This window comes from Blautia sp. An249 (assembly GCF_002159835.1).
Taxonomy (GTDB): domain Bacteria; phylum Bacillota; class Clostridia; order Lachnospirales; family Lachnospiraceae; genus Blautia_A; species Blautia_A avistercoris.
Map to the genome: position 1 here is coordinate 260,991 of NZ_NFJL01000002.1, position 21,453 is coordinate 282,443.

Annotated in this window: 23 protein-coding genes; 15 read left to right on the forward strand and 8 right to left on the reverse strand. The window is 45.3% G+C overall.

The window, feature by feature from the left end; translation table 11 throughout:
• Positions 1-3 precede the first annotated feature (3 nt).
• Genes B5F53_RS03135 through B5F53_RS03150 form a run of 4 tightly spaced genes read right to left on the reverse strand, consistent with a single transcriptional unit; the run spans position 4 to position 3,029 of the window.
• Positions 4-1,173 (reverse strand): ABC transporter permease subunit, encoded by a 1,170-nt coding sequence (locus B5F53_RS03135; protein WP_087219593.1) that lies wholly within the window; start codon positions 1,171-1,173, stop codon positions 4-6.
• Entirely contained in the window at positions 1,166-1,870 is a 705-nt protein-coding gene (locus tag B5F53_RS03140; RefSeq protein WP_087219596.1) for an ABC transporter ATP-binding protein, read from the reverse strand. The genes B5F53_RS03135 and B5F53_RS03140 overlap by 8 nt, the downstream gene beginning before the upstream one ends.
• A complete protein-coding gene (locus tag B5F53_RS03145) occupies positions 1,858-2,571 on the reverse strand; it encodes a hypothetical protein (RefSeq protein WP_087219599.1) in 714 nt (237 codons plus the stop codon). The genes B5F53_RS03140 and B5F53_RS03145 overlap by 13 nt, the downstream gene beginning before the upstream one ends.
• On the reverse strand, positions 2,568-3,029 hold the full coding sequence (locus tag B5F53_RS03150) for an RNA polymerase sigma factor (protein WP_204246896.1): 462 nt from the start codon (positions 3,027-3,029) through the stop codon (positions 2,568-2,570). The genes B5F53_RS03145 and B5F53_RS03150 overlap by 4 nt, the downstream gene beginning before the upstream one ends.
• Before the next feature lie 160 nt (positions 3,030-3,189).
• Here B5F53_RS03150 and B5F53_RS03155 point away from each other — a divergent pair, with 160 nt between their 5' ends.
• From B5F53_RS03155 to B5F53_RS03175, 5 genes are read left to right on the forward strand one after another with little or no spacing between them, the layout of a single operon-like run.
• Positions 3,190-4,767: an ABC transporter substrate-binding protein gene (locus tag B5F53_RS03155; RefSeq protein WP_087219606.1), complete on the forward strand. Its 1,578-nt coding sequence runs from the start codon at positions 3,190-3,192 to the stop codon at positions 4,765-4,767.
• A 28-nt stretch (positions 4,768-4,795) separates the two neighbouring features.
• Positions 4,796-5,740, forward strand: coding sequence for an ABC transporter permease (locus tag B5F53_RS03160; protein WP_087219609.1), 945 nt, complete (start codon positions 4,796-4,798; stop codon positions 5,738-5,740).
• A 13-nt stretch (positions 5,741-5,753) separates the two neighbouring features.
• The gene (locus tag B5F53_RS03165) at positions 5,754-6,560 is read left to right on the forward strand and encodes an ABC transporter permease (RefSeq protein WP_087219612.1); all 807 of its coding nucleotides are present in this window, start codon (positions 5,754-5,756) and stop codon (positions 6,558-6,560) included.
• 1 nt (position 6,561) lies between these two features.
• Complete coding sequence (locus B5F53_RS03170) at positions 6,562-7,386, forward strand: ABC transporter ATP-binding protein (RefSeq protein ID WP_087219616.1); 825 nt, start codon at positions 6,562-6,564, stop codon at positions 7,384-7,386.
• A gap of 1 nt (position 7,387) precedes the next feature.
• On the forward strand, positions 7,388-8,098 hold the full coding sequence (locus tag B5F53_RS03175) for an ABC transporter ATP-binding protein (RefSeq protein WP_087219619.1): 711 nt from the start codon (positions 7,388-7,390) through the stop codon (positions 8,096-8,098).
• Positions 8,099-8,303: 205 nt separating this feature from the next.
• Here the strand turns inward: B5F53_RS03175 and B5F53_RS03180 are convergent, their stop codons facing one another.
• Positions 8,304-8,981 (reverse strand): Crp/Fnr family transcriptional regulator, encoded by a 678-nt coding sequence (locus B5F53_RS03180; RefSeq protein ID WP_087219622.1) that lies wholly within the window; start codon positions 8,979-8,981, stop codon positions 8,304-8,306.
• A gap of 133 nt (positions 8,982-9,114) precedes the next feature.
• Here B5F53_RS03180 and B5F53_RS03185 point away from each other — a divergent pair, with 133 nt between their 5' ends.
• Entirely contained in the window at positions 9,115-9,990 is an 876-nt protein-coding gene (locus tag B5F53_RS03185) for an arginase family protein (protein WP_087219627.1), read from the forward strand.
• A gap of 24 nt (positions 9,991-10,014) precedes the next feature.
• Here B5F53_RS03185 and B5F53_RS03190 read toward each other — a convergent pair whose 3' ends face one another.
• Positions 10,015-10,890, reverse strand: a complete 876-nt coding sequence (locus B5F53_RS03190) for a LysR family transcriptional regulator (RefSeq protein WP_087219630.1) — start codon at positions 10,888-10,890, stop codon at positions 10,015-10,017.
• A 169-nt stretch (positions 10,891-11,059) separates the two neighbouring features.
• Between B5F53_RS03190 and B5F53_RS03195 the strand changes: the two genes are divergently transcribed.
• The 3 genes from B5F53_RS03195 to B5F53_RS03205 all read left to right on the forward strand — a co-directional run bounded on the left by B5F53_RS03195 (position 11,060) and on the right by B5F53_RS03205 (position 12,737).
• Complete coding sequence (locus B5F53_RS03195) at positions 11,060-11,404, forward strand: cyclophilin-like fold protein (protein ID WP_087219633.1); 345 nt, start codon at positions 11,060-11,062, stop codon at positions 11,402-11,404.
• Positions 11,405-11,440: 36 nt separating this feature from the next.
• Positions 11,441-12,319 carry an aldo/keto reductase gene (locus tag B5F53_RS03200; RefSeq protein ID WP_204246897.1) on the forward strand — a complete coding sequence of 293 codons (879 nt, stop codon included), beginning with the start codon at positions 11,441-11,443 and terminating at the stop codon, positions 12,317-12,319.
• A gap of 64 nt (positions 12,320-12,383) precedes the next feature.
• Positions 12,384-12,737, forward strand: coding sequence for a cyclophilin-like fold protein (locus B5F53_RS03205; protein WP_087219636.1), 354 nt, complete (start codon positions 12,384-12,386; stop codon positions 12,735-12,737).
• 5 nt (positions 12,738-12,742) lie between these two features.
• On the opposite strand, the gene B5F53_RS03210 is transcribed toward B5F53_RS03205, so the two are convergent.
• A complete protein-coding gene (locus B5F53_RS03210; RefSeq protein WP_087219639.1) occupies positions 12,743-13,564 on the reverse strand; it encodes an AraC family transcriptional regulator in 822 nt (273 codons plus the stop codon).
• Between the two features lie 163 nt (positions 13,565-13,727).
• Between B5F53_RS03210 and B5F53_RS03215 the strand changes: the two genes are divergently transcribed.
• From B5F53_RS03215 to B5F53_RS03225, 3 genes are all read left to right on the forward strand, one after another.
• Positions 13,728-15,671: a PTS beta-glucoside transporter subunit IIBCA gene (locus B5F53_RS03215; protein WP_087219642.1), complete on the forward strand. Its 1,944-nt coding sequence runs from the start codon at positions 13,728-13,730 to the stop codon at positions 15,669-15,671.
• Between the two features lie 11 nt (positions 15,672-15,682).
• Entirely contained in the window at positions 15,683-17,125 is a 1,443-nt protein-coding gene (locus B5F53_RS03220) for a glycoside hydrolase family 32 protein (RefSeq protein ID WP_087219645.1), read from the forward strand.
• Positions 17,126-17,533: 408 nt separating this feature from the next.
• Positions 17,534-18,445, forward strand: coding sequence for an AraC family transcriptional regulator (locus B5F53_RS03225; RefSeq protein WP_087219648.1), 912 nt, complete (start codon positions 17,534-17,536; stop codon positions 18,443-18,445).
• 62 nt (positions 18,446-18,507) lie between these two features.
• Here B5F53_RS03225 and B5F53_RS03230 read toward each other — a convergent pair whose 3' ends face one another.
• On the reverse strand, positions 18,508-18,783 hold the full coding sequence (locus B5F53_RS03230; protein ID WP_087219651.1) for a hypothetical protein: 276 nt from the start codon (positions 18,781-18,783) through the stop codon (positions 18,508-18,510).
• 133 nt (positions 18,784-18,916) lie between these two features.
• Between B5F53_RS03230 and B5F53_RS03235 the strand changes: the two genes are divergently transcribed.
• The 3 genes from B5F53_RS03235 (at position 18,917) to B5F53_RS03245 (ending at position 21,318) form a co-directional block, all read left to right on the forward strand.
• Positions 18,917-19,270 carry a winged helix-turn-helix transcriptional regulator gene (locus B5F53_RS03235; RefSeq protein WP_087220056.1) on the forward strand — a complete coding sequence of 118 codons (354 nt, stop codon included), beginning with the start codon at positions 18,917-18,919 and terminating at the stop codon, positions 19,268-19,270.
• Between the two features lie 96 nt (positions 19,271-19,366).
• Complete coding sequence (locus tag B5F53_RS03240) at positions 19,367-20,542, forward strand: iron-containing alcohol dehydrogenase (RefSeq protein ID WP_087219654.1); 1,176 nt, start codon at positions 19,367-19,369, stop codon at positions 20,540-20,542.
• Between the two features lie 179 nt (positions 20,543-20,721).
• Positions 20,722-21,318 (forward strand): recombinase family protein, encoded by a 597-nt coding sequence (locus B5F53_RS03245; protein WP_087219657.1) that lies wholly within the window; start codon positions 20,722-20,724, stop codon positions 21,316-21,318.
• Positions 21,319-21,453: the final 135 nt, after the last annotated feature.

Consider the following 21,453-nt stretch of genomic DNA (forward strand, 5'->3'; position numbering starts at 1 on the left):
ATCTCATCTTTCATGTACCTGATATTTCTGATAAATAAATTTCCCCGCGACAGTTAAGAAAACTATGAGTATCAGGTACGCAATCGGAGCAATCTGATAGTTTGTAAAATATTTTCCCAAAACATGAATGAGCCGGTTATCACATAACTCCCATGATGCCAGCAGATTTGTGGGGAATAGGTCGTATATTTGTGAAGCAATTCGGAATTGATAGGGGATATTTATCATCATTGTTAAAATCATAGTTCCAACCGGAACAGCCATAGCAGCGACACTGTTTTTCAGCAGTTCCGATAAAATCATAATTGTACTGGAATACAGTACGGATATTACTGTCAAAGTAAGCAATAAGATGAAAACAGACTCTCCTACAGTCACTGTCCATGAGGACATGGGAAACGCAATCTGTAAGGCAGCATGAAAACCGTCAGATCCGTACACGAATATGCTGGAAATCGCCGCTGCTCCAAAAAACAGGATTGCTGATATGACGCCAAATGTTATTCCTGCAAGAAGTTTTGCCAAATATAATCGTGTTTTTCCGTACCGGCTGCACAGGATAACAGCATCCGTTTTTCTTAAATGCTCAATTGAAAAAACACTGGAAAGACAGATGGAAAGAAACAGAAACAGTATGCAATTTATTGTATACGCACAGAACCACAGATTGCTCCACCCATCTGTATATTCATATACAAATGGCTTTTGAATCTGAGAATCTTTATTTGACCAAAAGGCGTTTTCTTCCTCTGTCAGCATTTGGTCGGTGTTGTTTTGATAAATTTCCTTTTCCCGAATTGCATACAATTCATCAGAATTAATGTCTGACAACAAGTCTCTGTCATTTACGATCTGCTGTACATAGAAGCGAATCGGTGCTGTCGATGAGTAATTGCTTACCTCTCCGGTTTCTTCTGTTCGATATTCTTCCTGCATTTCCTGAAGCAAAGTATCGTCAATGACTCTTCCCGAAAAACTTTTTGCACTATGTTTAATGATTTTCAAAGCCTCGTATCCGCTCACCTCAGTTTCACCATAATAAACGGATGTGGATACTAAAGCACTAAATCCTGAAAAGATACACAGCGCCAGCATGATTATCCCGGTAATCCATACAATTTTTCGGTTTACAATCTTTTTAAGTTCATAAACATATAATGTGGTCTTATTCATTTTTATCCTCCTGAAACTGTTCCAGATAAAATTGTTCAAGGTCGCCGGATTTATCTGTCCATTTCCCCTGATAAATCAGTTGTCCGTCTTTCATCATAAGAACATCATCGGCAATATGTTCAATATCAGCTACAATATGTGTGGACAGAAGCACAATACTGTCTTTTCCAAAATCATCAATCAGATTACGGAAACGAACACGCTCTTTAGGGTCAAGTCCTGCTGTCGGTTCGTCCAGTACAAGCAGTTTCGGCTCGTTGAGAAGGGCCTGAGCAATCCCTAATCTTTGCTTCATACCGCCGGAATAGGTCTTGATTTTCTTTTTGGCTGCGTCCTGCAGGGATACTAACTGCAATAATTCGGTTGTCCGCCGTCTTGCCTGCGGTTTTGCAATCCCTTTTAATGCTGCCATGTACAAAAGGAAATCCTGTCCCGTAAATTCCGGATAGTAGCCAAAATCCTGCGGCAAATAACCGAGGACAGAGCGATAGTTTTCTTCGCTGACATCTATGCCGTCAAAAGAGACGGTACCGCCGGTGGGTTTTAAAATACCGCAAATCATTCGCATAAGGGTGGTTTTTCCTGCCCCATTTGCACCGAGCAGACCATGGACGCCTTTTTCAAGTTTTATAGAAATGCGGTCAACTGCAATTTTGTTTTTATACTGCTTTGATAATCTGTCAATTATAAGTTCCATGCAAATTCCTCCGTTTGTTTTACCACTTGATAGCATTGTTTTGTCGTCCCGATTCCGAAAAGTATCACGGCTGTAATCCACCAAATAAAGCCCTGTCCTGCATAAATTGCCGGGAACGACTGGTAAACGAAAAGATTAACCGCACTGACAGTTACTGCAATTCCGGTACAAAGGCAGGCTGATTCTTTGCCATGAAACCTGCGAATTGCCCATAATCCGCCAAAGGTAGTGAGCAGGTATGGACATGCCATACAGACACCCGTTTGCAGGATGCCAGTTCTATTGTTCATGCAGGCGAAAGGAATAAGCAGACAAAACAATGCAAAGTTCGCTGCACCAAGAATACACAATCTGGCAAGTACCACACTTTTTAGAGAGAAACGGGTGGATAATTCAAATTCAGCCATTCCATAATTCTCGGAACGTCCGCTTTCTGTAATGACAGATAAGGCCAGAAGCGGCATAAAAGCAGAAATACACCAGAGCATATCGTGTTTCAAACATCCGGCGCCAATGAAAGCAATTGTAAAAATCAGGACAGAAAGCCCCCAGGCCCATTTGCGGATATACGCCGCCTGTGTGACTATAAATTCCAAATTGCTGATTGACGGTTTTGGAACATTGCGGAAAAACTCTTTCTTCCGGGTCGGTAAGGGGATATCGAAACTCTCTTTCAGCGCATTTTTTAACTCTTTGTTCATGTAAAATCCTCCTCTCCAAGTTTACTTTTCAGACCTTTTGCCGCCTGTGAAAGTCTGCGATAGACAGCAAATCTTGAAATACCGTACAGCTTACAAATAACAGAAACAGGGACTTCATTCACATAGCGGAGCAGCAACAGCTCTCTGTCTGCTTCTTCAAGTTTCTCCAGAGCCATTTTAACGGAAATTCGTGTTATCATGTCAGTTTCTGAATGATTGTCAGCAACTTCCTCGACGTCCTTGTCTAAGACCTCCGTTTTATTCTTTCGGTATTCGTCAACGCAGAGATTACGGGCAATGGTGTATAAGTATTGAAGCGCTTTCCCTGTGTTCACATAATCGCTGCTATCAAGAAATCGAAGAAAGGTTTCCTGAGTAAGATCTTCTGCTGTTTCCCGCTGATGAACCTTGAAATAGCAGTAGCGATATATTTTGTCATATTGTTCTTCTAAGTCCATGGACACTCTCAAAACCTCCTCTCACTATGTATAACGGTTTAAGCGCATGGAATGTGCGGCAGTTTCTGGGATTTACTTGCTTTTTTTTTACGCATTTGTTATTATGTCGTTGACAATTATAATTATATAATGAGAGAGCTGATATGTAAGGAGAGGTTTTATGTTTATCAAAAAGAAACTATGCATGTTGCTTTTAGCAGTATCCCTTACTGTTGTACTTGGCGGATGCCAGGGCGACAAGGCAAAGGGAGAAGGATCTCAGACAAACGACAGTTCTCAGGAAACAGAAGCGGAACCAACCATGGGAGGTTCCATTATAGTAGGAATTCCTCAGGATTTAGAGGATAGTCTTGACCCACATAAAGCAGTTGCGGCAGGAACGAAAGAAGTCCTATTTAATATTTACGAAGGTCTGGTAAAGCCAGATTCAGAAGGAAATTATACGGACGCGGTAGCGGAAAGCCACAGCATTTCAGATGATGGGAAAGTCTATACATTTAAGCTCAGAGAGCATGTGAAATTCCACGATGGAACGGAAGTTACCGTAGACGATGTAAAATATTCGATTGAACGATGCGCCGGTATTAATGGGAATGGTACTCCATTAGTAGCGGCGTTTTCCAATGTGGAAAAGGTGGAAACACCGGATACATCCACAGTGGAGATCAGTTTAAAAGAAGCGGACACGGAATTTCTTGCCTATCTGACCGTTGCTGTTGTACCTGAGCACTGCAGGGATTTGGACAAGAATCCAGTGGGAACAGGCCCGTTTTGCTATGAGTCCCGGTCGCCTCAGGAAAATATCGTAATCCGGAAATTTGAGGACTACTGGAATACAGAAGGACAGGCATATCTGGACGAAGTGACCTTTAAGGTGGTAGGCGACAGTAATGCGATCGTCACAGGATTGAAGGCAGGCTCTATTGATATGTATCCGAGGATCAATTCTACCCAGTCTGCGCAGATTGCGGATAATGAGGATCTGCGGATCTACGAGGGTGGGATGAACCTGATCCAGGCGTTGTATTTAAATAACGCACAGGAGCCTTTTGATGATGTGAGAGTAAGGCAGGCGCTCTGTTATGCGGTGAACCGTCAGGAGATCTTGGACATGACCGCGGACGGCAAAGGAACGATCATCGGAAGCAGTATGTTCCCTGCATTTGAGAAATATTATATGCCCGAGCTGGCGGATAAATATCCCCAGGATATAGAGAAGGCAAAAGAACTGCTGAAAGAAGCAGGTTACCCGGACGGGTTTGAGATGACCATTACGGTGCCCAATAATTATCAGCAGCATGTTGACGCGGCACAGGTGCTGGCGGAACAATTAAAGCAGGTGGACATCAGGGTTGAAATTCAGCTTGTGGAATGGGACAGTTGGCTGAGCGATACCTATGCGGACAGACAGTTCCAGTCAACTGTAGTAGGGCTTGACGCCTCCTACTTAAGCGCAAGAGCATTGCTGGAGCGGTTCGCTTCGGATTCAGAGAAGAACTTTATTAACTACAGTAATCCGGAATATGACGCATTATATGAAAAAGTGACAAAGAGCACAAATGATGGGGAGCAGGTCAGTCTTTATAAAGAGATGGAGACACTGCTTGCTGATGACGCGGCAAATGTGTATATTCAGGACATGGCTTCTGAGGTCGTGCTGAGAAAGAACTACGGCGGATATGAATTCTATCCTTTGTATGTCCTTGATATGGCAAAGATTTATCAGACAGTGGAATAGAAAAGGTCTGTAAGGAGGAGGGAAGAAAATGAAGTATATGATGAAAAAAACAGGAACTCTCATTATAACCTTGCTAATTGTCTCATTTTTGTCCTTTCTCGCTTTTAACGTGATTCCGGGAGACGCCGCCAGATCAAAGCTGGGGACAGAAGCAACCCAGGAGCAAGTGGAAGCGCTGCAAACAGAGATGGGGCTTAATGAACCGATCCTGGTGCAGTACGGAAGGTGGCTTAGGGACTTTGTCACCGGGGATCTGGGCGAGTCCTTCAGCTATTCCATGCCGGTGTGGGAGCTTTTGCGGGACAAGATTCCCATCACAGCAGCGTTGACGGCAATATCCTTTTTTCTGATTCTTCTGCTGTCTGTTCCTCTTGGGATTTTTACGGCGCAGAGGGAAGGAAAGTGGCCGGACAGGGCGCTTATGGTGTTAGATCAGATCGCCATGTCAGTTCCGGGATTTTTCTGGGGAATCCTCATTACACTTTTGTTCGGGCTGATCCTGAAATGGTTCACCCCCGGGGCGTATGTGCCGATCACAGAGAGCTTTGGAGGTTTTTTATCTTACCTGATCGCTCCTGGCGCGGCGATTGCCCTGCCAAGGTGCGCCATGGGCGTGAAAATTCTGAGAAGTTCTGTGCTGGCGCAGATGGAAAAAGATTATGTGCGAACCGCTTACGCGAGAGGAAACGGACGCAGGCGGGTCATGTACCGCCATGTGCTGAAAAACGCGCTGCTCCCGGTGCTTACTTTCTGGGGCATGACTATAGCGGATATTGTGGCGAACAGCATTATCATTGAACAGGTCTTTACTATCCCCGGGATGGGAAGCCTGTTGATCACATCAATTTCTAACCGGGATTATCCGGTGGCACTGGGGATCATTGTACTGATCGCGTTCTTTGTGATCGCGGTGAATTTCCTTGTAGATATTTTATACGGCAGGATCGACCCGAGGATTCGGGTAGAGCAGTGAGAGGACAAAACCGATGAAAAAACATCAGAAGAATTACAATTTCATGATTGGAGCAGGCATTGCTTTTTTCATGTTCATATTTCTGCTGGCCGGGTATTTTTTTACACCCTATGATCCGGATGGCATGGACGGAGGGGCGAAGATGGCGGCGCCGTCCCTTTTTCATCTGTTCGGGTGCGACCACTTTGGACGGGATGTATTCAGCCGGGTGATGAAAGGCATGGGAACCACATTTTTTGTGGCAGCGTCAACCGTAGTCTTAGGCGGGGGTGCGGGGATTCTGATTGGAGCTTTTACCGGATATTTCGGAGGATGGGTGGATGAAGTGCTTATGCGCTTTAACGATGCGGCTGCATCTTTTCCCCATATCTTGCTGGCTCTGGTATTTATCGCTATTCTGGGACCGGGTAAATATAATGTTATCTTTGCGCTGGCGATCGTGTTTATCCCCAACTTTGCCAGGATCACGAGGAGCGAGTTCCTAAGTCAGAGGGAGATGGACTATGTGAAAAGCGCCCGACTCATGGGGGCATCCCACCTGCGGATCATGTTCATACACATTTTCCCAAACGCGTTGCCGTCCGTGCTTTCCATGGCTGCCATCGGCTTTAATAATGCGGTTCTGGCGGAGGCAGGCATGAGTTATCTGGGCATCGGCGTGCAGCCGCCGGATGCGTCTCTTGGAAGAATGTTGTCCGAGTCTCAGACATATCTTCTGAACGCCCCGTGGTGTGCAATCTTTCCTGGGCTTGCGGTGATCCTGCTGGCTCTGGCATTTTCCCTGCTCAGTGACGGGATCTTAAAGAAAGGCGGCAGATAGTATGCAGAATGGCAGGAAACTTTTAGAAGTGAAAGATTTAAATATTGAGTTTTATGATACCACACCGCCTGAGAGGGTGGTAAAAGGGGTGTCCTTTTCCATGGAAAAAGGGGAGATCCTGGGTATCGTGGGGGAATCTGGTTCCGGAAAGACACAGACTGCGCTTTCCATCCTGCGGCTTTTAAAGAGTAATTCCGGGATTTCCGGCGGTCAGATCCTTTTCAAAGACCGGGATCTGGGGCTCTATTCGGAACAGGAGCTTGAGCAGGTACGGGGCGGGGAGATCGCCATGATCTTTCAGGAACCTATGACGTCTTTGAATCCTGTTCTCACGGTGGGAAGCCAGATCGAGGAAGGCCTCAGTCTGCATACAAAGTTATCGGCGGAGGAAAGAAAAAGACGCGCAATTCTCGCCATGGAAGAAGCAGGACTTCAGAGGGCGGAAGAACTGTATCAGAAGTATCCCCACCAGCTTTCGGGCGGGATGCGGCAGAGAGTGATGATTGCGGCTGCCCTTGTGACGGAGCCGGATCTGCTCATTGCAGATGAACCTACTACTGCTCTGGATGTGACCATACAGGCTCAGATTCTGGAACTGCTGAAAGAGATCAACAGAAAGCACGGCACGGGTATCCTATTTATTTCCCATGATCTTGCTGTGATACGCAGGCTCTGCAGACGTGTGCTGGTGATGAATGAGGGCAGGGTGGAAGAAGCAGGAGAAGTGGAAATGGTCTTCGAACACCCGGAAAAGGAGTACACAAGGAAGCTGCTGGCCGCAATCCCCAATCGCCGGGAGTCCTTAAGGAGAAGGAGACACGGATGAGATGAAATATGTATTAGAGGTAAAGAATGTAAGCGCCATCTATCGGGAAGGCAGAACGGAAAAGACAGTATTAAAAGGAGTCAGTTTCGAAGTCCGGGAAAATGAAATCCTGGGACTGGTGGGCGAGAGCGGGTGCGGAAAGTCCACTTTGTCCAAGGTAATTCTGGGATTCGTGAAGGCTTCCCAGGGGGAAATCGTGCATCATACGAAAATGCCTCAGATGATCTTTCAGGATCCTTATTCATCCCTGAATCCGAAAAAGAAGATCGGATGGATCCTGGAAGAACCGCTGCGGATCCGGAAGATTCCCGTTCATGAGCGAATGAAACGAGTAAGCGAGATGGCGAAAAAGACAGGGCTGGGAGAGGAGATACTTACCCGCCGTCCGGGTGAATTAAGCGGTGGACAGAGACAGCGAGTAAGTATTGTCGCAGCGCTTTTGCAGGGTTCCCGCTTTCTAATCGCGGATGAACCAGTCTCTGCTCTGGATGTGACCATTCAGAGACAGATTATGGAACTGATGGTAAGCCTTCAGGAGGAAACGGGAATCTCCATACTGTTTATTTCCCATGACCTGAACGTCATTTATCAGATGTGCGACCGTGTGTTGGTGATGAAGGACGGGGAAATCGTGGAAAAAGGGGAGAGGGAGGAAATCTTCTCCAATCCTCAATCCGATTATATGAAAAGACTGCTGGAGACCATGCCGTAAAACAGAAAAAGAATAGTAGGATGAAAAGGGCCTTCCGAACTCTCGTGATTTTCGGAAGGCCCTTTTTTTTGTTGTATATACTTAAAATTTATGCGAGTGCAGCACGTGAGTGTTCCAAAACTGTTCTGTGCGCAAAAATAATCCGTTATCTATATTTTTATGTAGAAGGAAATATTTTAACTTGCTATTCTTACTTTACAATGAATCAGGCATTGATGGTTTCGTTGGAACAGCAGGCGATCAGCCGGGGATAATCTGTGATTTCAATCCATTTACGGTGTGAAACAATGATCCCGTTGTTTCTGAGTTTGGCCAGATTGTTGGTGACGTTCACAAGGCTGATAGTCAGAATATCAGCGATCTCCTGCTGCGTCAGTTCAATCCGGTTGGGCGTTCCGGCCGGAGAATGAAGAGAAAACAGGTACAGAAGATTACATACTTTAATGAATGCATTATTGTAATCCTGGTGGGCGGATTCATAAATAAATAAGTTGATGTACATGGAATATGTCTCCAGAACACGGGCATTTAAGGACATATTTTCCTGATACATCCGGTAGAAATCTTCTCTGGTAAATTCCAGAGCTTCCACCTGAGTTAAAGCCTCCGTTCCTATAGAAGCCTCAATCTTGAAAACAGAGTTCTGACATCCTGGAAATACAGTTCCATTACTGTGAAAATGCAGAATTTTATGGTAGCCATCCTCATGTTCCACAAAAGTCTTAACGATTCCGGATTTAATGTAATACACATAACGGATGGTTTCTCCCAGATTCCATATCATGTCCCCTTTTTCAAAGACACGGCGTCGATGTGGTTGGGAAAGAAAATAGTCATAAAATTCTGTATAATCATCAGAAAAGAAATATCGGGGAATCAGCATAAGTTTACCTGCCTTTCTGGGAATTGTTTTCAGTATATCATGAATCTGCGTATTTGCCCACAGGGGTAGAATGAATAAGGGAGAAACTTGAATTTGTCATAATATAGGATATTGATGATAGGAGAAATGAAGAATGAGTAAAACATTAAGGTTAGTAATTCCAGAGTGGCATGGCGGGATTAACCCCGATTATGTGTTCGGCTCTCAGTTATTATCGCAGATTGCCCCCCAAAGCGCAGACGACACTACCATTCATATTGATGTGAACACCGATTATCAAAAGAAGCTGAATCAAGTAGATGGTATTGACGGTGGGGATTTTCTGCTGCAGCAAATGACAGAAACACGTAAGGTATTAGAGGCAGAACAACCGGATAAAGTGATTGTTTTCGGAGGAGACTGTTCCGTAACCCAGGTTCCCTTTGACTACCTGAACAGCCGTTATAACAATAGCCTGGGGATAATATGGCTTGACGCGCATCCGGATATTTCTGACACAACGCAGTCTTCCCATCTTCACGAAATGGTTCTGGCAAACTTACTTGGACAGAATCCTGCATCAAGAATAACAAAAGTGGAATACCCGTTTACCCCTGATAAAGTTATTTATGCAGGATTAATTGAAGAACGTTTACGGGATATGGATAAGGCCTGCATGGAACTAAATATAAAAATTTTATCCCCCGGCGAATTGCAGGAGAGCAGCCAACAGCTTCTCCAATGGATTGAAAATAACCGTTTCGGGCACGTAGCTATCCACTGGGATCTGGATGTATTGTCGCCTGCCGATTTTCGATCCATTTACCCTGCAGAGCCTTATACAGATGCAAATCTATTTCCTGCTGCAGTTGGTCGTATGACGCTCAAAGACATAGGGCGGATTTTGAAAGAAGTATCTGCGGCAGTTGAAATTGTAGGATTAAGTATTACAGAGCATTTGCCCTGGGACGCAATTCGTCTGAGAAAAACACTCTCCGGGATTGATATTTTTAAAAGCAGTATAAGCTGAAATACAAAGAGAAATTTACAAGAATTAAATATTCTCCTGTATCATCTGCAGGAAGACTTTCACTGCCGGTGAAAATGTCTGGTATTTTTTGGTTACAATATGAAGATCCACAGAAAGTTCAGGATGAATGGGACGGAACGTCAGGTTCCGTCCCATTGTATTTACAAGTCGGTCCAGACAGAGAGCGTATCCGATCCCGTGTTCTACCAGAAAAGTGGCATTATAGATCAGGCTGTAGGTAGCGACCACGTTCAGGACAGAATAGTTCAGTCCAAACCATTCCAGTTGCTGATGCCCTGAAAAAGTCTGTTCTGCCAGAATCATAGGCAGGGATTTTAACTGGTCGATATTGATAGATTCCTGACAGGCAAGTTTACAGTCGGCAGGCATCAGCAGCCCGTAGACATCTTTTTGATGAAGGTTCAGGTAATCATATTTTTCCTGCCGGATTGGCCCCAGTAGAAGACCCATATCCACAAGTCCTTTGTCCAGGCGTTCTAAAATTACGTCTGCATCGCCGCTGTGGGTGTGGAATTTTACATCCGGGTACTTTTGATGAAAATCGGCAAGAATACGGGCGATCTTATCCATTGCAATGGTTTCTCCGCATCCAATGGTAATGTGGCCGCTGAGAATGGTTTCTTCTGTGTGAAGAGCTGCTTCCGTGCTGTCCATAAGTTCGAGGATTTCCTGCGCGCGTCCGCGGAGAAATTCGCCTTCCTCCGTCAGAGTTAAATTTCGTTTTCCACGGATAAACAGCTTTTTCCCGAGCTGTTGTTCCAGTTCCATTAACTGTCTGGAGAGCGTAGGCTGGGCGATATACAAAGATTCCGCCGCCCTTGTAATATTTAATTCCCGTGCAGCCGCAAGAAAATATTGCAGCAGTCTTGTTTCGATCATAATATCCCTCCCGGTTAAAAATAGGGAAAATGTGCCTGTGTCTAATGGGGATATTATAAATTTTTATATCATACATGTCAACTATAATAAGATATACTTAATAGCTGTTTGTAATTAAATGTTTTGTTATATATACTGTAGACAGAAAGAACAAGAGGAGGAAGGAACCATGAAGATTTCTGTAAAATCAGATGAATATGAAATTATTTACGAATTGAACGACAGCCCGGCAGCAGAGGAGTTGTATAACCAGCTTCCTCTGACAACGGAAGTGGAGCCATTCAGCAATAATGAGATGACCTTTTACCCTGAAAAACTGAGTACGGAAGATACGCCCCTTTCCGGAGGGGAACCAGGTTCCCTCTCTTACTATGAACCCTGGGGAGACGTGGTCATGTTTTATGCGCCATGTGCACCCAACAGCAGTCTGTATGAACTGGGAACAGTGGTTTCAGGGGAAGAATTTATCGAAAACCTGAGCGGGACGATTACGGTTTCTTCTTATGAGGAATAAAGAAAGCAAAAGGGAAGCAGAAAGGAGAGAAGAAAAATGGTGAAATATGTAAAACTGAGTAATAATGTGGAGATGCCGCAGGAAGGGTTCGGGGTTTTTCAGGTGCCGGAAAGTGAGTGTGAAGAGGTTGTATACCAGGCAATCCAGACGGGGTACCGCCTGATTGATACAGCAAGTTCCTATAAAAATGAAGAGGCAGTGGGAAGGGCTGTCCAAAGGGCGGTTTCGGAAGGTCTTGTGCGAAGAGAAGAACTTTTTATCGCCACGAAAGCGTATATTCAGGAGATGGGATATGAAAAACTGAAAGAGGCATTTTTCCGTTCCCTGGATAAGCTGGGACTGGACTGTCTTGACCTATATCTTATCCATATGCCGCTGGGGGATTATTACGGAGCCTGGAGGGCTATGGAAGAGCTTTACGAAGAGAAAAAGATCCGCGCCGTCGGGGTGTGTAACTTTGATGGGGCCCGGCTGATGGATCTCTGCTACAACGTAAATGTCAGGCCGATGGTCAACCAGATTGAACGACACCCCCACTTTCAGCGGGCAGAAGACCTGGCTGTGATGGGAAAACTGGGCGTACAGCCAGAAGGGTGGGCTCCTTTTGCAGAGGGATTAAAAGGAATGTTTACGGAGCCTGTTCTGCGGGAAATCGCCGCAAAACATAATAAGACGGCGGCACAGGTCATTCTGCGGTGGAATATTCAGCAGGGCGTGGTCATTATCCCCAAGTCGGTGCATCGGGAGAGGATGGAAGAAAATCTGGCAATATGGGATTTTACACTGGATGAAGAGGATATGGAACGGATCTCCGGGCTGGATAAAAACTGTCCGTCCATGTTGGACTGCGCAAAACCAAGTGAAATAGACCGGCTTTATAATTATCTGGAGAATCCGATTTTAACAAGCCTGTAGATGGATGGAAGAAAGAACCGAAAGTATGAAAAGAATGATACACAGATAGAAGGAGGAACAGAAAATGCTGAATATGGAAGTAAACGGGCAAAATATTCACATCACATTATATGAAAACTCTTCGACACAGGAATTTAAGAAGCTGCTGGAAGAGGGGACACTGACGCTGGAGATGAAGGATTATGCCCATATGGAGAAATTTGCCAGTATCGGAAGAAACCTCCCCAGAAATGATCGCTGGGTCACCACGAGGCCCGGCGATCTGATCCTGTCCGAGGGAAATTTACTGGTCATTTATTATGCCCCCAATACCTGGAATTTTACCAGGCTGGGCAAGGTGGAGAACCTGTCGGAAGACGAACTGAAAAACGTACTGGGAAAAGGAAATATCAAAGCCACGCTGACATGGTGTGCATAGGAAGCTCAGAGGGATTTTTCTTTCCTGTACTGGGTAGGGGTTCTTCCTTTTTTCTGCTTAAAGAGCCGGGAAAAGTACAGAGAGTCATCGTAACCTACAGACCGGGCGATGTCGCTGACTGGAAGTTTTGTGTCCTTTAGCAGAGAACAGGCTCTGCGGATACGGTAGTCCAGGAGATATTCCTGGGGAGAGGTTCCCGTAATGTCTTTGAACAGACGGTAAAGGTAGGTCCGCTCAATATTAAGAAAGTTAGCGATCACCTGAATATTTACTGAGTGCGCGTAATTATTTTCAATATACCGGAGAGCCTCTTCCACATAGGAGATTTTTTTCTCTCTGGCAGGAATATATTTTCTCGGAAACTTACTGGCCAACAGATAGAGATATTCGTAAAGGATACTGTTCATCATCAAATCCCGGTTTTCCGGGAGGTTATAAGCTTCAAACATTTTTTCATGACAGAGCCGTACCCGGTCGTCTTTGCCATAATGAAAGTAAGGAGTATCCAGAAGAGAGGTTCTCTTTAAATAGGACTCCATCTTGATCCCCTGGAACCCAATCCACGTATAGGTCCAGGGGTCATATTTATCAGCTTCATAATAGATTAAGGTGTTGGGGCGAATGAGAAAAGCATCCCCTTCCCTTAATGGATAAATATGTCCGTCTGTTTTATAAATGCCTTTTCCCTTTAGAATATAATGAATCAGATAGCCGCTGCGGACTACAGGGCCATAGCTGTGGCCGGGAATACAGGTTTCGTAACCGCAGGTATAAATCATGGCGTCCAGGTTCCGGGAAAAGTCATTTGAAAAAATATAGTCTTGCATGATTCCTCCAACATAACTGTATGATTAAACAACATTTGTCTATGTAATACTCATTATATTCCAGTATAATAATAATTACAAGAACAAAGCATAACGCATTTGTTCAGCCCCGGGAAAAGATAAGACATGTCTTGGATTTTAAGAAAAGTGGAGGTATTATAAAATGGATGCTGAAAAAAGAAAACGCTATGAGCGCATAGCGGAGGAACTGGTTCGGCTTGCAGGGGGAAGAGACAACATTCTGGGCGTGGCCCACTGTGCTACCAGACTCCGGCTGGTGCTGGAGGACAATGACAAGGCAGATACCAGGGCCATTGAAGATGTGGATTTGGTGAAAGGCGTATTTGTGGCCGGAGATCAGCTTCAGATTATCTTTGGCGCAGGTCTGGTAAATGATGTATGCCAGGTACTGGCCGATTCCATACATATGGACAGTATGAGCCTGGGAGATTTGAAAACAAAGGCAAATAAACGTATGAATCCGCTCCAGAGAGCAGTAAAGGCTCTTTCCGATGTGTTTATTGAAATTATGCCGGGTATCCTGGCAGCCGCTTTGCTGACGGGACTTTCCAGTGTTTTAGGCAATATTGAATTTGTACAGAACAATGACACGCTGTACGGCCTGTCCAGACTCATTAACATATCTTCCGGAGCGATTTTCGGATTCCTGCCCCTTTGTGTGGCTTACAGTACCGTGAAGCGTTTCGGCGGGCGGCCCATTATGGGAATCGTAATCGGCTGTATTATGCTGACAAACAGCCTGGCAGATGCCGGCGCTGCAGCTCAGGGAACCGTAGATGTAACTACCCTGCATATTTTCGGACTGCCGGTGGATTTGATTGGCTTCCAGGGCGGCATCATTGTAGCATTGCTGATAGGTATTGTAACAGCAAAGCTGGATATTTTCTTTGAGAAAAAAGTTCCGGAAGTTATACGTCTGTTAGTTTCTCCTCTTCTGACTACTTTAGTAAGTTCCTTCCTGTTATTTATGATTATCGGACCGGTAGGAAGAGGACTGGCAAATGGAATTACAGCAGTTCTGGTATGGATGACCCAGCATCTGGGAGTCTTTGGTTATGCGGCATTTTCCGGTGTTCAGCAGTTGATTGTCATTACAGGTCTTCATCACGTATTCGGAGCCATTGAATCCCAGCTTCTGGTGGATACGGGAAGAAACTTCCTGAATCCTCTGATGTCTGTGGCAATTATTGCCCAGGGCGGCGCAGTATTAGGATATCTGGTGAGAAATCTGAAAGACGCCAAAGCGAAAGAACTTTGTATTCCCAGTTTTATTTCCGTACTGTTCGGAATTACAGAACCGGCCCTTTTCGGTGTAAACTTAAGATACCGTTATCCCATTATCGGCGGATGTCTGGGCGGTGCTGTCGGCGGCGCTATCGTATACTTTACAGATTTGGCGGCTTTGGGATTCGGAACGACAGTCGTTCCCGGAATTGCCCTGGCAGACCCCACAAATAACGGTTATGTCAGCTATATTATCGCTCATGTGGCAGCAGTGGCGGCAGGATTTATCTTCGCCTTCCTCCTTGGAATTGTCTTTGACAAGAGAAACAAAAAAGCAGTGGCAGTTTCTTCTGAAACTACGGAAACAGCGGCTGTTTCTCAGACATCCGGCGCAGCGAAGCAGGAACTTCCGGAAGAAATTCTGGCTTTTACTTCCGGAGAATTCGTAGGAATCGAAAAGGTAAAGGATCCTACTTTTTCCCAGAAGGTTCTGGGAGATGGTGTGGCAATCCTTCCCACAGAAGGGAAGATTTACGCCCCGGCAGACTGTACAGTAGAGATGGTGATGGATACCAAACATGCGGTAGGTCTTCGTACAAAGGGCGGAAACGGTCTGCTGCTTCATGTGGGAATTGATACGGTACAGCTTGGCGGAAAGTATTTTCAGGTTCATGTGAAAGAAGGACAGACCCTGAAGGCCGGAGACAGCATTCTGGATTTCGATAAGGATAAAATCGCCGGGGAAGGCTATGATACAGCAGCCTGCCTGATTTTCACAGAACCTTTGGAAGGCGTGCATGCGGACAGAGAAACAGAAAGGACCGTGGCAGTGGGAGATAAGATTGCAGTGTTCACGGAGTAAGAGGGACAGCTATGGAAAATGGTTTTCAGAAAGCAAGAGAAGCAGAAGAAAGAATGGGAAGGACAGTGTCAGACTGTCCTTTCCGGACACAATATCATATTATGCCGCCGGTAGGCTGGATCAACGATCCCAACGGTCTGTGCCAGTTTCAGGGAGAGTTCCATGCCTACTTTCAGTATTCCCCTCTGAATGTACAGGGAGGAGGCGGATACTGGGGACACTGTGTAAGTAAAGATATGCTCCACTGGGAGTACCGGGATCCTGTGCTGACTACGGATATTCCGGAAGATGCCGGCGGTGTGTATTCCGGTTCTGCGCTGATTGAGCAGGATAAGATGTATCTCTTTTATACGGGAAATGTGAAAAAACCGGGAGACTATGACTATATAGACGCCGGAAGGAGCAGTACCCAGATCCTTACAGAGTCAAAAGACGGTCAGCAGATGTCTGCAAAGACCATTCTGCTGAGAATGGAGGATTATCCGGAGGATATGACCCAGCATATCCGGGATCCCAAAGTGTGGAAGGAAAATGACCATTACTATATGGTGCTGGGAGCCAGGGCAAGAGCCTGGGATAATCAGGGGAACCGCAGAGATAAGGGCGGAATTCTTATTTATGTGTCAGAAGATAAGAAGAACTGGAGACTGGAACGGGAAATTGTGCCAAAGAAAGCCTTTGGCTATATGTGGGAGTGTCCGGATATTTTCTGTCTGGGCGGCAGGAGAATCCTGTCCTTTTGTCCCCAGGGACTGGAAACCCAGGAGGAAAAGTTTCAGAATATCTATCAGTCCGGCTATGCTTTCCTTCGGGAAAAGGATTTTATACAGACCTTCCGGGAATGGGATATGGGCTTTGATTTCTATGCTCCCCAGACCTTTGAAACCCAGGAAGGAAGAAGGATTCTGATAGGCTGGGCCGGAGTGCCGGATACAACAGAGGTTCATAAAAACCTTTCTGTCAGAAACGGCTGGCAGCACTGCCTGACCATTCCCGGAGAGCTGTTTTTCTTAAATGGTAAGCTGTGCCGAATGCCGGTAAGAGAGCTGGAAGAGCTGCCCTGGGAAAGGGTGGATCTTAAGCAGGAAAAATTCTGTTGGGCCGGGAAGAGTCTGAAAGCCAGAATCACCGGAATCCAGGGAGAAAAGAGGCAGATCCGGATTGGAAAGGGAGAGAATGCCCTGACAATTTCCACAGAAGGGAACCGGACAGAAATATCTTTCCTGAATCAGGAGGGCGTACCGGCTTTATGCGGCGGCGGAAGAGGAAAAAGAGCAGGCCGGGTGGAAGGAAAGACAGAAGAAATGCTTATCCTCCTTGACAGTTCCATTGTGGAGATTTTTATAAATCAGGGAGAACTGGTATTTACCACCAGAATCTATCTGGAAATGGATGAAAGAGAAATTACTTTTAAACAAAAGGAAAAACTGGAGCTGGAGATAATACAGGAATAGCCCGGGACTGGTTTCAGAAAAAAGACCCCTGGCAGTTTCATTCTTAAAAGGTGAAACTGTCAGGGGGGGTTCTATTCAGGAACTTTATTTATTCTTCATTGTTTTCTCTTTGAGCCAGTTCAGATAAGAACTGCTCTGGAGAAAAGACAGGAAGGGAGGATAACTTATAATTTTTTAGATTTCTGGTTACGATGCAGTCTGCACCATGATGGCGTCTTCGTAGTCCTTCATGGGCAGCGATACCCTGGATACAGCTTTTATCTGGAAACTGTCAAACTCCCGTTTTTCTCTCCCCATCCGGGTTGACTTCTGGATTGTCTGGTTATATAATAATAAAATCATTTTAAAGGAAAATATAGACATTAAAGTGGCGGATAATATAAAAATAATGCCAAAGGAGAGAAGGACATGGGGGATAAAGAACTGGTCACCAATCAGAACCTGATGGAAAAAATAGAATATCAGAACAAAGGATTCCCTCTCTCCTTTTATGAAGATCATCTGGACGATTACTTAAACGGAGAGATGGGCTATCACTGGCATGACGATTTGGAGTTCAGCATGGTTCTTCAGGGAGAGGCCAGATATTTTATCCATCATGGCGGGACGGAACAGGAATGTGAGGTTCTGAAGGAAGGGGAGGCTATATTTGTAAACTCTCAGTATCTGCATAAAGTGATCCAGACAAAACCGGGAACAGTCATGTTTACTCTTGTTTTGCCGGTGGATTTCTTTGCCTTTCTTCCCATGGGAGAAATTCATAAAAGGAATATACTCCCTGTCATCCAGTCTGCCGTGGCAGGGTTATTCCTGAAAGAGGAGGAAAAGGAAAGCCGGCCTCTTTTAAACAGTATCCGGCAGATACATAGCCTGTCCCGGGAAAACGTGGGGTATGAACTTCATTGTATGGAACTGATTTGCAGGCTATGGCGTCAGCTTTTAATCTGTATCTCTAAGATTCAGGGGCTTCCGCCCGCATCCAAAACAGAACGGCAGCAGGAACAGAGACTCCGCCGGATGCTTTCCTATATCCATGATCATTACGGAGAGAAGATTTCTATCCAGTCTCTCACGGAAAGTGCCAATATCAGCAGAAGCGAGTGCTTCCGCTGTTTCCGGTCAATCGGAAAAACTCCGTCAGAATATCTCTGTCAGTACCGCCTTTCCCAGGCCGCCTATTTCCTTACCTATACGGACAGAACCATTTCCGACATCTGTTTTTCCTGCGGATTTAAAAGTATGAGTTACTTCGGAAAGCTCTTTCGGGAAAACTGCGGCATGTCTCCCGGCCAGTACAGGAAAAATGGTATGAGAGGGTAGTAGAAAACAGACAGTCCCTGACAGATATCAGGGAGACTGTCTGTTTGTCATTTACACTGACGCTATACACGGAGGATATAGCCTTCCTTTCGGGGAGCGGCTTCTTTAATGCCTTCCGGCAGACCATATCCCAGGATTACGTTTCCGATTCCTTCATAATCCCCATGGAGTCCCCATTTCTCCAGAAGCTCTCTGCCTTCCGGGGTACTGAATACTTCTCTCGCACGGTAAATGTAGCAGGAGTCTACACCTATGGCGTGGGCGGCGTTCAGAAGATTTGCAATGACCATGTTGCCGTCGTCTGTATAGGTGCGGCGGGAACGATCCGCCAGAACCACATATATTCTAAAAGTTAAGTTCCAAAGTTTCCTGTCACAGAAAGAATTGTAATGGAAGGATACCTGTGTTAGAATGTAGCGGAATTAAGAAAGGCAAAAGAGGATGACGGAAAGAAAAGAGAGGCAGGAAGTTATGAAAGAAAAAATACAGGTATCCTGTGAGATGGAAGTTACTCTGCGTGTCGTGGGCGGGAAATGGAAACTGTTGATTCTCCATTATCTGATGGAAAACGGGCCGAAGCGATATAATGAGATCCAGAGATTTTTGAAAACAGCCAATAAAAAAACACTTACAAATCAGTTGAGAGAACTGGAAGAAGCGGGAATTATTTTACGGGAAGTTTATTCCACCAGACCCATACAGGTGGTTTATTCTATAACAGAACACGGAAAGACCTTATCTCCCATATTGGAAGCTATGTGTGACTGGGGAAGCGAAAACGCCAAAGACAACTATATCTTTACAAACAGTCAGTGTACCGAGTAGGTTACTTACAGGTGCCCTGGGGTAAAAAAAGTGCCGTCTTGTTTATTTTTTTTAATACGATATACTATTGTCTATGAATAGACAGGAGGATTTTTTATGGAGAATTTTACGTTTTATGCACCAACCTATTTTGCGTTTGGAAAGGATACAGAAAATGAAACCGGTAAATATGTAAGCCGTTTCGGAGGAAGTAAGGTATTAATTCATTATGGCGGAGGCTCTGTAGTCCGCTCCGGTCTTCTGGAACGGGTAAAAGATTCATTGAAAAACGAAGGGATTGACTTTGTGGAATTAGGCGGCGTCCGTCCCAATCCCAGAAGCGGACTGGTCTATGAAGGAATTGAGCTCTGCCGGAAAGAACAGGTGGATTTTATTGTGGCCGTAGGCGGAGGCAGTGTCATTGATTCTTCCAAAGCCATTGCCGCAGGGGTTCTGTATGACGGAGATTTCTGGGACTACTATGAGGGAGGCATTGTAGAAAAAGCCCTTCCCATAGGTACCGTTGTCACAATTTCAGCAGCAGGAAGCGAGGGTTCTGCTGACTCCGTCATTACCAAAGAAGAGGGAATGTTTAAACGTGCAACTACCGGAGAGGCTCTGCGTCCTAAATTTACTATAATGAATCCGGCTCTTACACAGACGCTTCCGGCCTATCAGACAGCCTGTGGGATTACAGACATCCTTGCACATCTGTATGAGCGTTATCTGACAAATACCAGCGAGGTAGAAGTTACCGACCGTATGATTGAGGCGTTAATGATGACGATGATTCATGAAGGCCCCAGGGTAATCGAGGATCCCAATAATTATCAGGCAAGAGCCAACATTATGTGGGCGGGAATGATGGCCCATAACAACTCCTGCGGAGTGGGACGCACACAGGACTGGACCAGCCATGACATAGAACATGAATTGTCTGCTTTGTATGACTGTGCCCACGGAGCCGGACTGGCAGTGGTTATGCCGGCTGTATTTACTTATAACCTTCAGCATGATGTAAACCGTTTTGCACAGGTTGCGACCAGAGTCTGGGGATGCCAGATGGATTTCAGTAATCCGGAGCGCACGGCACTGGAAGGAATCGAAGCGCTTCGCCGTTTCCTGACCTCTCTGGGTATGCCGTGTAATTTTGCCGAACTGGGCGCAAATCCGGAAGACATTGAAAAGCTGGCCCATACCGCATGTTATGGGGATGTAAATGACGGAAGTTTAGGCGGATTTGTGAAACTGAATCAGAAGGATGTAGAAAATATTTACCGGCTTATGGTGTAAAAGATTCAGTAGAGCAATTTGATTCTCTGACGCTTCGCGCAGCAGACAGAAAAAAAGAATAAGAATGACAGTTAAGGACGTATCTGTAACAGGGTACGTTCCTTTTTTATTTTACAGGAAAGTCTTCTGATTAAAATAGTCTGGTAAGTACACACTAAGACTACAGGAGGAATGATTTTATGGATGGAAAGGTTTACGGATATGTCCGTGTTTCAACAAAAGAGCAGTGTGAGGAGAGACAGTTGATTGCTTTAAGAGAATTTCCGGTATCCGAAAAAAATATTTATATGGATAAGCTGAGCGGAAAAGATTTTAACCGTCCCCGTTATCAGAGACTTTTAAAAAGGCTGAAGCCGGGAGATCTTCTGGTGCTTAAGTCTATCGATCGGCTGGGACGCAATTACGAAGAAATTTTAAATCAGTGGAGAAAAATCACGAAAGAAATACGCGCGGATATTGTGGTTCTGGATATGCCTCTTTTGGACACCAGGCAGACAGGAAGGGATCTGACAGGTACCTTTGTGGCCGATTTGGTTTTACAGATTCTCTCTTATGTAGCCCAGACGGAAAGGGAAAATATCCGGCAGAGACAGGCAGAGGGAATAGCAGCGGCCAGAAAGCGGGGCGTACGGTTTGGACGTCCGCGAAAGGAGATTCCGGATCTGTTTTACCAGCTGAAAGAAGAATGGACAGAAAGGAAAATCAGTTCCCGGGATGCTGCAAGACAGCTGGGGATTGCCCAGGATACCTTCCTGCGGTGGGCCCATGGAAAATGAGCAGAAGAAATCCTAACTGGAAAAGGTAGGAAATATCGGTCGTTTTTTTTACATAATTTCAGGATCTTTTTTTATGCCTTTTTAACCCCCCTTTTTCAACAAAAAACACAAAAAATTATCCATAGAGACATAATA

Bases quoted from the DNA above. Each gene is read 5' to 3' on its own strand.
- B5F53_RS03135 (WP_087219593.1), bottom strand. From the start codon at position 1,173: ATGAATAAGACCACATTATATGTTTATGAACTTAAAAAGATTGTAAAC.
- B5F53_RS03180 (WP_087219622.1), bottom strand. From the start codon at position 8,981: ATGCTGATTCCCCGATATTTCTTTTCTGATGATTATACAGAATTTTAT.
- B5F53_RS03220 (WP_087219645.1), top strand. From the start codon at position 15,683: ATGGAAAATGGTTTTCAGAAAGCAAGAGAAGCAGAAGAAAGAATGGGA.
- B5F53_RS03210 (WP_087219639.1), bottom strand. From the start codon at position 13,564: ATGCAAGACTATATTTTTTCAAATGACTTTTCCCGGAACCTGGACGCC.
- B5F53_RS03175 (WP_087219619.1), top strand. From the start codon at position 7,388: ATGAAATATGTATTAGAGGTAAAGAATGTAAGCGCCATCTATCGGGAA.
- B5F53_RS03195 (WP_087219633.1), top strand. From the start codon at position 11,060: ATGAAGATTTCTGTAAAATCAGATGAATATGAAATTATTTACGAATTG.
- B5F53_RS03235 (WP_087220056.1), top strand. From the start codon at position 18,917: ATGAAAGAAAAAATACAGGTATCCTGTGAGATGGAAGTTACTCTGCGT.
- B5F53_RS03200 (WP_204246897.1), top strand. From the start codon at position 11,441: ATGGTGAAATATGTAAAACTGAGTAATAATGTGGAGATGCCGCAGGAA.
- B5F53_RS03190 (WP_087219630.1), bottom strand. From the start codon at position 10,890: ATGATCGAAACAAGACTGCTGCAATATTTTCTTGCGGCTGCACGGGAA.
- B5F53_RS03245 (WP_087219657.1), top strand. From the start codon at position 20,722: ATGGATGGAAAGGTTTACGGATATGTCCGTGTTTCAACAAAAGAGCAG.
- B5F53_RS03140 (WP_087219596.1), bottom strand. From the start codon at position 1,870: ATGGAACTTATAATTGACAGATTATCAAAGCAGTATAAAAACAAAATT.
- B5F53_RS03150 (WP_204246896.1), bottom strand. From the start codon at position 3,029: ATGGACTTAGAAGAACAATATGACAAAATATATCGCTACTGCTATTTC.
- B5F53_RS03240 (WP_087219654.1), top strand. From the start codon at position 19,367: ATGGAGAATTTTACGTTTTATGCACCAACCTATTTTGCGTTTGGAAAG.
- B5F53_RS03145 (WP_087219599.1), bottom strand. From the start codon at position 2,571: ATGAACAAAGAGTTAAAAAATGCGCTGAAAGAGAGTTTCGATATCCCC.
- B5F53_RS03165 (WP_087219612.1), top strand. From the start codon at position 5,754: ATGAAAAAACATCAGAAGAATTACAATTTCATGATTGGAGCAGGCATT.
- B5F53_RS03170 (WP_087219616.1), top strand. From the start codon at position 6,562: ATGCAGAATGGCAGGAAACTTTTAGAAGTGAAAGATTTAAATATTGAG.
- B5F53_RS03185 (WP_087219627.1), top strand. From the start codon at position 9,115: ATGAGTAAAACATTAAGGTTAGTAATTCCAGAGTGGCATGGCGGGATT.
- B5F53_RS03215 (WP_087219642.1), top strand. From the start codon at position 13,728: ATGGATGCTGAAAAAAGAAAACGCTATGAGCGCATAGCGGAGGAACTG.
- B5F53_RS03225 (WP_087219648.1), top strand. From the start codon at position 17,534: ATGGGGGATAAAGAACTGGTCACCAATCAGAACCTGATGGAAAAAATA.
- B5F53_RS03160 (WP_087219609.1), top strand. From the start codon at position 4,796: ATGAAGTATATGATGAAAAAAACAGGAACTCTCATTATAACCTTGCTA.
- B5F53_RS03155 (WP_087219606.1), top strand. From the start codon at position 3,190: ATGTTTATCAAAAAGAAACTATGCATGTTGCTTTTAGCAGTATCCCTT.
- B5F53_RS03205 (WP_087219636.1), top strand. From the start codon at position 12,384: ATGCTGAATATGGAAGTAAACGGGCAAAATATTCACATCACATTATAT.